Source organism: Rhodospirillaceae bacterium, from assembly GCA_018662005.1.
GTDB lineage: Bacteria > Pseudomonadota > Alphaproteobacteria > Rhodospirillales > JABHCV01 > JACNJU01.
On sequence record JABJHA010000027.1, the window covers coordinates 106,789 to 120,073 of the forward strand.

Genomic DNA, 13,285 nt, shown 5'->3' on the forward strand with positions numbered 1-13,285 from the left:
CGTCGCCGTCAATCAGCGGGGCTCTCCAACGCCGGGACGTCAGCAACAACCGGTGGAATTGCAAGCACGTCACCTGCCGGGCCGGTATTGATGAGCAGGCCAATCACCCGGACAAGGGTGTCGCGTAAATCCTGGCGGCGGACCACCATATCGACCATGCCATGATCGAGAAGATATTCGGCGCGCTGGAACCCTTCGGGTAATTTTTCGCGGATTGTCTGTTCAATAACACGGGCGCCCGCAAAACCGATAACAGCCCCGGTTTCGGCAATCGCCACATCGCCAAGCATGGCGAAGGAGGCTGAGACACCGCCCGTGGTCGGGTCAGTCAAAACCACAATGTAGGGAAGCCCTGCTTCCTTGACTTCCTCGACGGCAATGGTCGTTCTGGCCATTTGCATCAGCGACAAGATGCCTTCCTGCATACGCGCACCGCCGGACGACGGCACCACGATCAACGATGCATCCTGAACCACGGCAAGACGGGCGGCGGAGACCAACCCTTCACCGACGGCAACACCCATGGAGCCACCCATGAACGAAAAATCGAGGGCGGCAATAACGACATTAAGTCCGCCCATCCGTCCGTGGGCGACAATCAACGCATCCTTAAGGGTGGTTTTGGCCTGTGCTTCTTTCAGGCGGTCGGTATATTTGCGCCGGTCACGGAATTTCAGCGGATCGGCAATGGCATCGGCCAGTTCGATGCTTTGATATTTGCCATCATCAAACAGGATTTTCAGGCGCGCCTCGGCGCTTAAGCGCATATGGTGACCACAATGCGGGCAAACCCGTAAATTTTGTTCCAGATCACGGTGAAAGATCATTTCTTCACAACTGGGGCACTTGTGCCAAAGATTGTCGGGAATTTCTTTCTGACCGCCGACCAGCCGTTTGAGCTTCGGGCGAACAATATTTTTCAACCAGTTCATATAGGCGATCCTTTTCTGACACCTTGCGCCAGATCGCGGACAAATCCCAGCGCCTTGTCAACCAGCCCGGCTTGCGCCTTGCCATCATGATCCAGACTGGCGGCGATGACGTTGACCAGTGCGGAACCGACAACGGCGGCGTCGGCAATTTCGGCAACGGCGGCGGCTTGTTCAGGTGTGTTGATGCCAAAGCCTACGGCAATTGGTAAATCAGTGTGTGATTTCAATCTCTTGTAAGCGGTCGCGATGTCAGCGGCGGAAGCCGAGGCGGTGCCGGTGATACCGGTGATGGAGACGTAATAGACAAATCCGCTGGCCTTTTCCATAACCCGCGGCAGGCGTACGTCATCGGTTGTCGGCGCTGTCAGGAAAATGAAATTAATACCGGCGGCCAGTGCAGGCACGCACAATTCGCTTTCTTCTTCCGGCGGCAGATCAACAACAATCAGGCCATCGACACCGGCCTCTTTGGCGTCTTTAAGAAATTTATCGACCCCGTAAATATAAATAGGGTTGTAGTAGCCCATCAGAATAATCGGCGTCTCATCGTCTTCGCTGCGGAAGGCGCGCACCATGTCGAGAGTCCGCTCCATGGTATGGCCACCCTTCAAGGCGCGATTTGAACCCAACTGAATTGCCGGGCCGTCGGCCATGGGGTCGCTGAAGGGCATCCCCAGTTCAATCAAGTCGGCCCCGGCCTTACCGATACCCATCAGAAGTTCCAGGGATGTGTCATAATCGGGATCACCGGCGCTTGAAAATGTGACAAGTCCGCCGCGACCCTCTTCGGCCAATTTGGCGAAGCGTTTAGCGATTCTTTCTTCCATCATTCGACCCCGAAGGTCATGCCGGTGGCGCTGGCCACCGTGTTGAGATCCTTGTCACCGCGGCCACTCATATTCATGACGATAACGTGATCGGACGGGTAACTTGCGGCGATTTTCATGACATGGGCGATGGCGTGCGCGGATTCCAGGGCCGGGATGATACCTTCAAGGCGGGTGCACAATTGAAAGGCCTCAATCGCCTCGTCGTCAGTGATCGAGACATACTGGGCCCGTCCGATGTCATGCAGCCAGGAATGCTCCGGTCCGATGCCGGGGTAATCAAGGCCTGCGGAAATGGAGTGGGCTTCGGTAATTTGCCCGTCATCGTCCTGCAACAGGTAGGTGCGGTTGCCGTGTAATACACCGGCCCTGCCAGCGCTAAGCGAAGCCGCGTGCGCGCCGGTTTCGATGCCCTTGCCAGCCGCCTCGACAGCGATGATTTCCACGTCCTTGTCATCAAGGAACGGGAAGAACAATCCCATGGCGTTTGAGCCGCCACCGATACAGGCGACCAGGGTATCGGGAAGTTTGCCTTCGCTTGCGAGAATCTGTTCGCGGGTTTCCTCGCCTATAACCGACTGGAAATCCCGGACCATGGCCGGAAACGGGTGTGGACCGGCGACGGTTCCAATAATGTAAAAAGTATCATCCACGTTGGCGACCCAGTCACGCAGGGCTTCGTTGAGGGCGTCTTTCAGGCTTTTTGAACCGGCGGTGACGGGCCTGACCTCGGCCCCCAGCATTTGCATACGAAACACATTAGGTGCCTGACGTTCAATGTCCTTGGCCCCCATGTAAACAACGCAAGGAAGGTCGAACAGGGCGCAGACCGTCGCTGTCGCAACGCCGTGCTGACCGGCGCCGGTTTCGGCGATGATGCGGGTTTTGCCCATACGCTTGGCCAGCAGGATCTGGCCGATGCAGTTGTTGATCTTGTGGGCGCCGGTGTGATTGAGGTCCTCGCGCTTGAAGTACACTTTGGCGCCGCCAAGCTGCCTGGTCAGGCGTTCGGCAAAATAGAGCGGGCTCGGTCGGCCAACGTACTGGGCGAAGTAATAGTCCATCTGGCTGGCGAATTCGGGATCGTCCTTGGCCGTCTCATAAGCTTGCTCAAGCTCGAGAATGAGCGGCATCAGGGTTTCGGCGACAAAGCGTCCGCCATAAATGCCAAAACGTCCGTCTTCATCGGGTCCGGCCCGGAATGTGTTGAGTGTGTTCATCGTCATAAGCCGCGTAATAAACCATAAAGTGGGGCGAGATCAAAGAGTTCCCGCCAAGGCCAGCAATTCTTTTATTTTTTCAGGGTTTTTAACGCCAGGCTCGTCTTCGACGCCGCTCGATACATCGACAGCCGTCGCACCACTGGTGGTGATCGCCTCGGCCAGATTTGAAGCCTCCAGGCCACCGGCCAGCATCCACGGCAATAACCATTCCTGATCGGCAATCAGTCGCCAGTCAAACGAAAGCGCATTGCCGCCCGGACGATCCGCCCCCGGTGGCGGTTTGGCATCAAACAACAACCTGTCAGCAGTGATTTCATAAAGCCTGGCTGTCGCAATATCTTCGTCGCTGGCAATGGCCACCGCCTTCATCACCGGCAGTTTGAAACGTTCCTTGATCTGGGCCACCATGCCCGGCGTCTCGGCCCCGTGAAGTTGCAGCATATCGAGACTGCCGGTGGCGACGGCGGCGGCAATTTCATCAAATGACGCATCGACAAACAGGCCGACGCGGGTGATTGCGGCGGGTACCGGCATACTCAAAGCGGCCATCACATCCGGGGTTACGGCGCGCGGCGAAGCGGCAAAGAAAACAAAGCCGACATGGCTGGCGCCACCCTGAACGGCGGCGCGGACGGCTGCCGGTGTGCTCAGGCCACAAATTTTTACGTTGATGGTCACGACACCCCAGCGGCGATTTCGGCGGCGATCTTGTCGGCCGCTTCGACCGGATCGGCGGCACCGGTGATGGGACGGCCAATAACCAGATAATCAGCGCCAATGGCGATGGCGGCGGCCGGGGTGACGATCCGTTTCTGGTCGTCGCTGGCAGCCCACTTGGGCCTGATGCCAGGCACCACCAGCTTGAAGTCCTTGCCCAGATGCTCGCGCAGGTCCTCGACCTCGCGGGCCGAACAGACAACACCGTCGAGGCCACTGTATTGAGCCAGGGTGGCCAGTCTGAGAACCTGATCGGGAACCGCACTGTCGACGCCAACATCTTGCAAATCACTTTCATCCATGGATGTCAGAACGGTGATCGCAATCAGCAAAGGGCGTCCTTCTCCGGCTTCGGCGACGGCCTGTGCTGCGGCACGCATCATCACTTCGCCGCCCGACGCGTGAACATTCAGTATGTACGGTTTTAGTGGCAGCGCCGCGCGTACAGCCCCAGCAACCGTGTTGGGGATGTCGTGGAATTTGGTATCCATAAAAACCGGCATCCCGCATTCGGTAACCGCCCTGACCCCATCGGGGCCACAGGCGGTGAAAAATTCCTTGCCGACCTTCATGCCGCCAACGTGGCCACTAAGGCTTTTGGCCAAGCTCAGGGCATGGGCCAGATCAGTAGTGTCCAGCGCGACAAAGGTTCGTTCGTGAGGAAGAATTTTACTCATAACCGATTTATTAACCGTTTGCGCAGGCAAAGGCCAGCACGGTGATGGCAGTGTTTATGCTGCGTCTTTTTTTGTCAGCAAAGGAACAGCTGAAACCGGGGCGGAGGGTTGATCCTCGGCGAGGGTGGTTTCAAGTTTTTTGATTCGCTCGCGAAGAAGCCCTTCTTCACGTTTGGAATTTTCCAGCATCCGCATCAATTGACGATTGCGGGCGCGCCTGCCACCGGCGGCGGCGAATGAAACGATGGCGCCCGCCAAAAAGCCGACAACAGCGGCGGCCAGCACAGCGGCAAAGACGGGAACGTCGAGGCTATAGGATGTCGGCCACAAGTTCAGATGAACCATGCCACGGTTGGATATCGTAAAGGCAACGACGACCGCCGCCAGCGGAACCATTAAAATCCATGAAAGGAAACGGGCCACGAAATTCTACCCGTTGAGTTTTTCGCGAAGTTGTTTACCGGTTTTAAAATACGGAATGTGTTTTGAGGCAACATTGACCGCTTCACCGGTGCGCGGGTTGCGACCAACCCTGGAACCACGCTGCTTGACGGAGAATGCACCGAAACCACGTAATTCGACCCGGTCCCCACCTGCCAACGCCGTCGTGATTTCATCGAAGATGGTGGTCACGATCCGTTCCACATCCCTTTGGTAAAGGTGCGGGTTTGCATCAGCCAGACGCTGGATCAATTCAGATTTAGTCATCGCCGCCTACCTCCATCCATCGTTTGAGCCAGCATTTGGCCCGGATACTTAGACTTACCACCTCTCAGGGTGCCAAAGCGAGATCAAGCCGTCAAGTGTAAGTCTTTCTGAAAACAGTGTTTTTCCGACCAATCCGTTAATAAAGTTCTGCCAGGCCTGCCCCGGACGCTCGATAACGACGTTGCGAATGGCAAGGCCAGCGGGGATTTCCCTTGTTTTCTCAAGCCAGTCAACAGCCTCGGTCTCGCTGCCGATCGCGTCAATCAAACCATTGGCCAAAGCCTGTCGGCCACTGTAGACGCGGCCGTCGGCCAGGGCTTTTGCCTGCCCCAAATCCATGTTGCGGCGTTCGGCAACCATCTCGACAAACATCCCGTACATATCCATGACCACGTCCTTGATCGCCTGACGGGCTGCAGGTGTGGTGACTTCCAGCGGATTGGGCTGGGCCTTCAAGGGACCGCTCTTGATGGTGTCGGGCTTGACGCCGATCTTTTCCAGCAAGCCCGTTACATCGGCGGTTTGCATCAACACGCCGATGGAACCGGTGAGCGAGCCTTCACGGGCAAACAGATGATCGGTGCCAAGGGCCGTCATATAACCTGCCGACGTAGCCATCGAGCCCATTACCGCGACAACCGGCTTCTCGGTGCCGACCGCCCTTAACTGGTGATACAGGCTTTCACCGCCAACAATGGTGCCGCCGGGGCTGTCGATCCTGACGATCAGCGCCAGTACCTCTGCATCGCTTTTTAGCTCATCCAGTGCCTGTTCGCGATCCAGATCATCAACCAGTATGCCGCTGACGTTCAGGCGCGCGATATGGTCACCACCGGTGATGTTTTTGATATCGGTAAATGTGGAAAGGGCAACCCCGCCAATAATAACAAGGGCGACAATCCGCCACAGCAAAAGGCGGCGTTTCAGGCGCTGGCGTTCGACCAGGTAATCAGCATCGAGTGACATCTTCCCTCCGCTGCTAAAATTCAAAAGCCGGAACGGGCCTGAAGCTGATTAAAGAAACCCGCTTCAGGCCGCAACCGGATACAAAGAGGATTATTTCTCTTCGTCTTTCTTTGTCGTTTTCTTGGCGGCAGCCTTTTTCGGGGCTGCTTTCTTGGCTGCTGCCTTTTTAGGTGCTGCTTTCTTTGCCGCAGGCTTTTTCGCCGCCGGCTTTTTAGCCGCAGCCTTCTTCGCTGCCGGTTTTTCTTCTTCAGCGTCGCCGGTTGCCTCATCGGCTTCTTCATCGGCTTTGCTAGCCTTTTTCGCTGCGGCTTTCTTTGGCGCAGCCTTCTTGGCCGGTTTTTCTTCTTCGGTGTCGGCAGTGTCCTGCTTTTCCCTGATCGCCGCACCCAGAATATCACCCAGCGATGCGCCGGAATCCGAAGATCCGAATTCCTTCATCGCTTTCTTTTCTTCTGCGGCTTCAAGGGTTTTGACAGACAGGGTCAGCTTGCGGCTGGCACTGTCGATCTGCATGATCTTGGCATCAACCTTGTCGCCCGTGGCAAACCGGTCAGGACGTTGCTCGCTGCGTTCACGCGACAGGTCTCCTTTACGAATAAAGCCTGTCAGGCCTTCGCCAACTTTGACTTCAATGCCGCCATCGGTAATAGCGCTAACCGTACAGGTAACGACCGCTCCCTTCTTCAGGGTTGCGATTTCACCCTTGAACGGATCTTCCGTCAGTTGTTTGATGCCAAGTGAAATACGTTCCTTCTCGATATCAACATCAAGAACCTTGGCCTTGACCATATCGCCCTTTTTGTATTCAGCCAGGGCATCCTCGCCGGATTTATCCCACGACAGGTCGGAAAGATGGGCCATACCATCGATGCCACCGGCAAGGCCGATGAACAGACCGAATTCGGTGATGTTCTTGATCTCGCCTTCGACTTCCGAACCGGTGGTGTGATTTTCGACGAAATCTTCCCACGGGTTGGAACCACACTGCTTGAGACCAAGCGAGATGCGGCGCTTTTCGGGATCGGTGTCGAGGACCATGACTTCGACTTCCTGGCTGGTCGAGACGATTTTGCCGGGATGGATGTTCTTTTTGGTCCAGCTCATTTCCGAAACATGGACCAGGCCTTCAACGCCGGGTTCAAGTTCGACAAATGCGCCGTAGTCGGTGATGTTGGTGATACGACCGTTGAACTTGGCGCCAACCGGGAATTTCCCGTCAACACCTTCCCACGGATCGGCTTCAAGCTGTTTCATGCCAAGCGAGATGCGCTGGGTTTCGGCATTGAAGCGGATAACCTGAACGTTCAGGGTCTGGCCGATCTGCAGGGCTTCGGACGGATGGTTGATACGACGCCAGGCGATGTCGGTAACGTGCAGCAGGCCATCGACGCCACCCAGATCGACGAATGCGCCGTAATCGGTGATGTTTTTGACGACGCCTTCCAGAACCTGACCCTCGGTCAGGTTGGAAATCAGCTCGCCACGCTCTTCGGCGCGGGTTTCTTCAAGTACGGCGCGGCGCGAGACAACGATGTTGTTGCGCTGGCGATCCATTTTCAAAATCTGGAACGGTTGCGGCGTGCCCATCAACGGCGAGATATCGCGAACCGGGCGAATATCAACCTGTGAGCCCGGCAGGAAGGCGACGGCGCCGGAAAGATCGACAATGAAGCCGCCCTTGACGCGCCCGAAGATCACACCGTTGACACGTTCGGTGGCATTGAACGAGGTTTCAAGCTCGCTCCAGGCCTCTTCACGACGGGCCTTCTCGCGGCTCAGGCGGACGATGCCTTCTTTATCTTCATAGCGCTCGACAAATATGTCGATGGTGTCGCCAACATTAATGACCGTGTCCTGACCGGGAACGGCGAATTCTTTTAAATCAACGCGCCCTTCGGATTTCAATCCGACATCGATGGTCGCGGCGTCGCCGTCAACGGCAACGACAGTGCCTTTTACGACTGACCCTTCAAACGGGTTGCCGGCACCAAGTGATTCATTGAGGAGGTCGGCGAAATTTTCGCCAGTATCGAACGGGGTTTCTTCTGTGCTTGCCTGATTTGCAGGAGCCATGATCTGGTATCCTTATAAAAAATATTCTTCCGGCCAGCCGGTTGGTTCCGGCGGTCTTTCAGCGGAAACAGTTAAAGCCACCCCACACCACGCGAGGAAGCCGTCTTTTCGTCTTGTCTCAAGTGCTCCGGGTTTCGATGAAATCCAGCGCCGCAGCAAAAGCCTGATCGGCGTCCAGATCACTGGTATCGAGCACAAGTGCATCGTCTGCTGCTACCAGTGGAGAGGCATCACGACCCGTATCACGGGCGTCTCGCTCTCTCATGTCGTCCAGAACGCGGGCATATATAGCTTCGACGCCCCGTTCCTGCAACTCTTTAAAGCGTCTTTTTGCCCTGATTTCTGTTGATGCGGAAATAAACAACTTCACATCGGCTTCGGGACAAACCACGGTGCCGATATCACGACCGTCCAAAATAGCCCCCTGGGCCCCATTTGGCGGGTGTTCTGCGAAATTTCGCTGGAAGCTGAGCAAGGCCGCGCGAACCTCGGGCAGGGCCGAAACCTTGGACGCCGCCTGGGCCACCCGATCCGTGCGCAGGCCGTCAACTTCAAGGTCTGCAGGGATCAGCCCGTGTGCCGCTTGACCGGCAATGACGCTATAGGTTTCCGGGTCATCGGCGATTTCAACGCCAATATCGATGACTTTTCCGGCAACCGCCCGGTACAAAAGACCCGTATCGAGCAATTCCAGCTGAAAGTGATCGGCCAGCCTTTTCGCCAGTGTTCCCTTGCCGGCGGCGGCCGGGCCATCAATGGCGATAATTTTGGGGCGCTTGTTCATTGATTTAAATCTCCTTCAATTTTTCCGCCAAGGCCGTTCATTAACGTGGTGAAGCCAGGAAAACTGGTCTCGATGGGATCACCGTCATCAATGGTGACGGGCTCGGCGGTGACCATACCCAAAACCAGAAACGACATGGCGATACGATGATCGAGTTCTGTCTGAATATGGGCGCCGCCTTTGGGCGGGGCGCCGGTGCCGTCAATGACCAGAAAGTCGTCCCCTTCCTCGACCTCCACGCCGCAAGCCCTAAGGCCGCGCGCCATGCCGGCCAGGCGGTCACTTTCCTTGACCCTAAGCTCACTTAAGCCCTCAAGCCGTGTCGTCCCTTTTGCGCAGGCGGCGGCGACGGCGACAATGGGATATTCATCGATCATCGAAGGGGCGCGACCTGCCGGCACGCTAATGCCTTGCAAGGCTGAACTTTCAACACTCAGATCGGCGACAGCTTCACCGCCTTCGCGGCGTTCATTTTCATATGTCACCGCGCCGCCCATTTCCTTTAATGTTTCGATCACACCGGCGCGCAGCGGATTGATACCAACACCGGGAAGGCTGATCTTTGAGCCGGGGACAGTCAAGGCGGCAACCATGGGGAAGGCGGCGGAAGAAATGTCGCCGGGGACAATAATATCGTGGGCGACGAGTTCCGGTTGCCCATGAACACTGACCCGCCGTCCGCCGTCCGCCAAATCCTCGACGTCCACCTGGGCGCCAAAGTGGCGCAGCATCCGTTCCGTGTGATCACGGGTCGGCTTGGGTTCTACGACGCTGGTAATCCCTGGTGCGGAAAGACCGGCTAACAGAATGGCCGACTTCACCTGGGCTGAGGCGACAGGTAATTGATAGTCGATGGGTTGCGGATCGGCCAACCCGGAAATACTCAACGGCAGACGACCGCCGCTTCGTGACTGGAAGTGCGCCCCCATAAGGGACAACGGTTCGGTGACACGCCCCATGGGGCGGCCGCTCAACGAGACATCACCAGAAAGCGTCGCACTCATTGGGTGCCCGGCAAGGACGCCGATCAAAAGGCGCGCTGCGGTTCCCGAGTTGCCCATCTCAAGGATAGAGCCCGGTTCTTGCAATCCACCCACCCCCAAACCCCGGACCCGCCACGTACCGGCAGCCTTTTTTTCGACAAAAACACCGAGCGCGCGAAGCGCCGTAGCGGTTGCCAGAACGTCTTCACCTTCCAACAACCCTTCGATGTTTGTTTCGCCGACAGCCAGTCCGCCGATCATTAATGCCCGATGAGAGATAGATTTATCTCCGGGCGTCTGAATCGTTCCGGTAAGGCTTTTTACAACTTGTGATTTTTGCGGTTTCACGTGGGTTTTCCCAAAAAAATCCTGATTGAGCAATGGCTTCCCTGCCATACGAAAAAATGTATGACGCGCTCTCTAGCACAAATCGAGGGGCCAAAGGTAGGGTTGACTTGAAGGTTTGAATTCAAGCAATGCATTTTTGCTTTTGACAGGGGGCCCAGAAAATGGCACTTGGCACTATCTAAAAAGATTTGACCTATGACGGAGGAGCACGGGTGAAGAAGCCTAATCTTGGACAAAAGCAAACTTGCAAGAAATGCGAAGCGCGGTTTTTTGATTTAAACAAAAACCCCTCCGTATGTCCCAAATGCGGTGAGGCCTTCAAAACAGCCAAGCCAAGAGTCAAACGCGCTGCTGTTGTACCGGAGGAAGTTGTCGTCGTTGAGACGCCCAGTCCCGAGGCCGCACCGGTTGCCGCCGAGACACCTGAAGCGCCGTCGGACGACGGCGAGGCCAAAACGGATGACGAGGTCGATGATCTGGAAGCCGAACTGGAAGAGGATCAGGACGATGGCCTGATGGAAGACACCTCGGACATTGGCGAGGACTCAGATGAATTGTCCGAAGTACTCGAACATGTTGACGACGGGGTCGGCGACAAATAAGCCACCGGGCTTGCGCTAGATCAGTTGACGTGTCGTTTGAACACGTTGTGTTCGCACGAAACGTGAAAAACTGATCGATTTTTTAAGAGTGAGCCGATTCACACACTTAAACTGAATCAAGTCATGATTCCCTTTAAGTGTGATCGGCTCTAGCGCTTCGGTCATTTTTCCCTTGCCTTGAAACGCCGCCGCCCGTATGTATCCGTCGCTTGCCGAAACATCACCCAAAACAATGGGGCCGTAGCTCAGTTGGGAGAGCGCTACAATGGCATTGTAGAGGTCAGGGGTTCGATTCCCCTCGGCTCCACCAATAATTCAAGGGCTTAGCTGTCAATACAGCTTGGCCCTTTTTTGTGTCTGGCCAACCTGAACCCGAGATTAACGCCATCCTCACGGATGGTTCATTGAAGATCGTGCATGATCACCTTCAACATTGCCAAACCCTTGCTAAAGGATAAAGACATGCTGAAGGCCTTCATTGTTAATAACACAGATGTGCTGGCGATCCTCTTCTTCGTCGCTTTTTCCATTCTCGTGCCAGTGCTTCTTGGCTTTGCTGAAATGGCATAATTTATTTGACCATCATGTTACCGTATCCAAACCTTTGCCGCCCGTAGTAGCCTGTCTGTGAAACTGGATTCTTTGGGCCGAGGAGTTAATTAAGGTGAGTGCTGGCGTGCCAGGCATCGTTTTTGTTTTAAGCGTCGGCTTTTTTGCAGCTCAACCAGCCCATGCGCAAGAACCGTTTAATATCAAAGGGATCGTGCTTGGAGACTCCCTCGAGGATGTTAAAAAAGTATTCCCGGAAATTGAAATAGAAGCGTTTGAAAACAAGGCTCATTGCAAGGATGGCGATGTGGTCATAGAAAACGGCACATCATTTATGGCCGTTAAAAACCAGGAAGATCAGGACTATACATTCAAACTGATTTTCATTGACGGGGTTCAGAGCGTCGTCAGGGAAGAATTTTCCTACGCCGCAACATCCGTCAGCGCGGAAATGTTCGCCAGCCGCCTAAACGAAAAATATGATATCGACGACATCAGCGCTGAAAATATTTCAACCGTGAAGAACGCCATGTCCGACTACAGTGGCATCACTGATTTTATCGTCCCCACCGGGCATTTCTTTAAAATCGGCGAAGATGATATTTCAAGACTTAAGTATTCTTTTTTAAGCCAAAATCCGAAAGCGCCTGGTGAGTTGACCCATACAATCATCATTGAAAGCAGGAAATACAATTCCCTGGATGAAAATCAGGGAGAACTGGGCAAGCAGGAAAAAACCAAAAAAGAAGAAGAGTGCGGAAAGCAGGAACTTCAGGAGTTAGGTTTTTAAGGCTTTCTCGCAGTCATCAAGGACTTCGACCACATCCAGCCCAAGCCTTAGACCGGCAAGATCCGTCTCTGCTTTTATGATCGCCTTCATGAAATCTTTTAGCACCTGGTCCAGGGCCATGACATCCGGGACATCAATGACAGTCGCCTCTTCGGGCAGGCATTTAGCGTCGTCGGGACGAGGTTCCAGGACCAGCATGTCCTGTGCGCAAGCGTCATAGATCAAGCTCTTGTGGTCATAATGGGCGGCCAGGAAACGCTTTTTCTTTTCCAATATATTACTGAGCCCGATATCAGCCTTAAGCCCGCCGGCAAACGTCAATTGCAGGGCGATACTTTCACCCATACCACCCTCAACCTGACGCTGTTCGCCAAGACGGGCTGAGACGCCTGTCGGTTTCTCACCCATCAGATCCAGGCACATCGCCACATCGTGCGGGCCCCAGTCCCACAGTACAGATGCGTCGGACCTGACCGGCCCCTTGTTTCCGGCGCCACTGCGAATGGCGTGCAGCGGCCCCAGACCCAGACCTTCGTTTTTCAAGGCCCGGTAGGCCGGGTGATACAGGTGAACATGATCAACATGGACAATGGCCGCCTTGCTTTCGGCAAAATCGAGAAGAGCGCGTGCTTGATCAACATCCAGGGTCAGTGGTTTTTCGACCAACACCGGATTACCCGCAGCAATGGCGGCATGGGCCATTTGCGCGTGCACGGCAGGCGGGGTAGCGATGATAACGCCGTCAATATCATTGGCCCCGGCGACGTCTTGCCAGTTCTTTGAAATGACGCAACGATCATCAACCAGGGTGCTGCTGTCGGGGTTTGTGGAAGCCAGCCTGACAAAGTTAGCTGTATCCAAATGTTCCAGGGTTTCGATAAAAACCCGGCCCCAGCGCCCGGCCCCGATCAATCCAAGCCTGAGGGGGGCCGCCGTCATATCCTACTGCTCGCCGGTATAGACGCTGTCGGCCCAGTCGAGGAAACGCTTCAGGCCTTCATCCAGATCGACGGCAGGGGCGAATTCCAGTTGCAGTTTGGCTTTACGGATATCGGGGGCGCGGCGATTGGGTTCGTCGGCCGGGTAGCTGTCGGGGTATTCGACGA

16 protein-coding genes and 1 tRNA gene are annotated in these 13,285 nt (G+C 55.4%); 4 read left to right on the plus strand and 13 right to left on the minus strand.

Features of this window, described 5'->3' with window-relative positions:
* Positions 1 to 8 precede the first annotated feature (8 nt).
* From HOL66_12085 to aroA, 11 genes are all read right to left on the minus strand, one after another.
* On the minus strand, positions 9 to 932 hold the full coding sequence (locus tag HOL66_12085; GenBank protein MBT5244971.1) for an acetyl-CoA carboxylase carboxyltransferase subunit beta: 924 nt from the start codon (positions 930 to 932) through the stop codon (positions 9 to 11).
* Positions 929 to 1,759, minus strand: a complete 831-nt coding sequence (locus tag HOL66_12090; GenBank protein ID MBT5244972.1) for a tryptophan synthase subunit alpha — start codon at positions 1,757 to 1,759, stop codon at positions 929 to 931. Before HOL66_12090 ends, HOL66_12085 begins: the two co-directional genes overlap by 4 nt.
* A complete protein-coding gene (trpB, locus tag HOL66_12095) occupies positions 1,759 to 2,979 on the minus strand; it encodes a tryptophan synthase subunit beta (GenBank protein ID MBT5244973.1) in 1,221 nt (406 codons plus the stop codon). Before trpB ends, HOL66_12090 begins: the two co-directional genes overlap by 1 nt.
* A gap of 39 nt (positions 2,980 to 3,018) precedes the next feature.
* The gene (locus HOL66_12100; protein ID MBT5244974.1) at positions 3,019 to 3,660 is read right to left on the minus strand and encodes a phosphoribosylanthranilate isomerase; all 642 of its coding nucleotides are present in this window, start codon (positions 3,658 to 3,660) and stop codon (positions 3,019 to 3,021) included.
* Positions 3,657 to 4,376, minus strand: a complete 720-nt coding sequence (pyrF, locus tag HOL66_12105; GenBank protein ID MBT5244975.1) for an orotidine-5'-phosphate decarboxylase — start codon at positions 4,374 to 4,376, stop codon at positions 3,657 to 3,659. The genes HOL66_12100 and pyrF overlap by 4 nt, the downstream gene beginning before the upstream one ends.
* 54 nt (positions 4,377 to 4,430) lie before the next feature.
* Entirely contained in the window at positions 4,431 to 4,799 is a 369-nt protein-coding gene (locus tag HOL66_12110; protein ID MBT5244976.1) for a DUF1049 domain-containing protein, read from the minus strand.
* Positions 4,800 to 4,805: 6 nt separating this feature from the next.
* On the minus strand, positions 4,806 to 5,084 hold the full coding sequence (gene ihfB, locus HOL66_12115; GenBank protein MBT5244977.1) for an integration host factor subunit beta: 279 nt from the start codon (positions 5,082 to 5,084) through the stop codon (positions 4,806 to 4,808).
* 54 nt (positions 5,085 to 5,138) lie between these two features.
* Complete coding sequence (sppA, locus tag HOL66_12120; protein MBT5244978.1) at positions 5,139 to 6,050, minus strand: signal peptide peptidase SppA; 912 nt, start codon at positions 6,048 to 6,050, stop codon at positions 5,139 to 5,141.
* A gap of 90 nt (positions 6,051 to 6,140) precedes the next feature.
* Positions 6,141 to 8,123, minus strand: coding sequence for a 30S ribosomal protein S1 (gene rpsA, locus HOL66_12125; GenBank protein ID MBT5244979.1), 1,983 nt, complete (start codon positions 8,121 to 8,123; stop codon positions 6,141 to 6,143).
* A gap of 118 nt (positions 8,124 to 8,241) precedes the next feature.
* Positions 8,242 to 8,907 (minus strand): (d)CMP kinase, encoded by a 666-nt coding sequence (locus HOL66_12130; GenBank protein ID MBT5244980.1) that lies wholly within the window; start codon positions 8,905 to 8,907, stop codon positions 8,242 to 8,244.
* Positions 8,904 to 10,286, minus strand: a complete 1,383-nt coding sequence (gene aroA / locus HOL66_12135) for a 3-phosphoshikimate 1-carboxyvinyltransferase (GenBank protein ID MBT5244981.1) — start codon at positions 10,284 to 10,286, stop codon at positions 8,904 to 8,906. Before aroA ends, HOL66_12130 begins: the two co-directional genes overlap by 4 nt.
* 164 nt (positions 10,287 to 10,450) lie before the next feature.
* Here aroA and HOL66_12140 point away from each other — a divergent pair, with 164 nt between their 5' ends.
* The 4 genes from HOL66_12140 (at position 10,451) to HOL66_12155 (ending at position 12,179) form a co-directional block, all read left to right on the plus strand.
* Positions 10,451 to 10,840, plus strand: a complete 390-nt coding sequence (locus HOL66_12140; GenBank protein ID MBT5244982.1) for a TIGR02300 family protein — start codon at positions 10,451 to 10,453, stop codon at positions 10,838 to 10,840.
* Between the two features lie 234 nt (positions 10,841 to 11,074).
* A tRNA-Ala gene (locus HOL66_12145) sits at positions 11,075 to 11,150 on the plus strand.
* A 107-nt stretch (positions 11,151 to 11,257) separates the two neighbouring features.
* Positions 11,258 to 11,410: a hypothetical protein gene (locus tag HOL66_12150; protein ID MBT5244983.1), complete on the plus strand. Its 153-nt coding sequence runs from the start codon at positions 11,258 to 11,260 to the stop codon at positions 11,408 to 11,410.
* A gap of 94 nt (positions 11,411 to 11,504) precedes the next feature.
* Positions 11,505 to 12,179, plus strand: a complete 675-nt coding sequence (locus tag HOL66_12155; protein MBT5244984.1) for a hypothetical protein — start codon at positions 11,505 to 11,507, stop codon at positions 12,177 to 12,179.
* On the opposite strand, the gene HOL66_12160 is transcribed toward HOL66_12155, so the two are convergent.
* Together HOL66_12160 and HOL66_12165 are read right to left on the minus strand one after the other, a co-directional pair.
* Positions 12,168 to 13,118 (minus strand): Gfo/Idh/MocA family oxidoreductase, encoded by a 951-nt coding sequence (locus HOL66_12160; protein ID MBT5244985.1) that lies wholly within the window; start codon positions 13,116 to 13,118, stop codon positions 12,168 to 12,170. The genes HOL66_12155 and HOL66_12160 overlap by 12 nt on opposite strands.
* 3 nt (positions 13,119 to 13,121) lie before the next feature.
* Positions 13,122 to 13,285, minus strand: a 164-nt coding sequence (locus tag HOL66_12165) for a nucleoside-diphosphate sugar epimerase (GenBank protein ID MBT5244986.1), incomplete at its 5' end; no start/stop codon positions are given.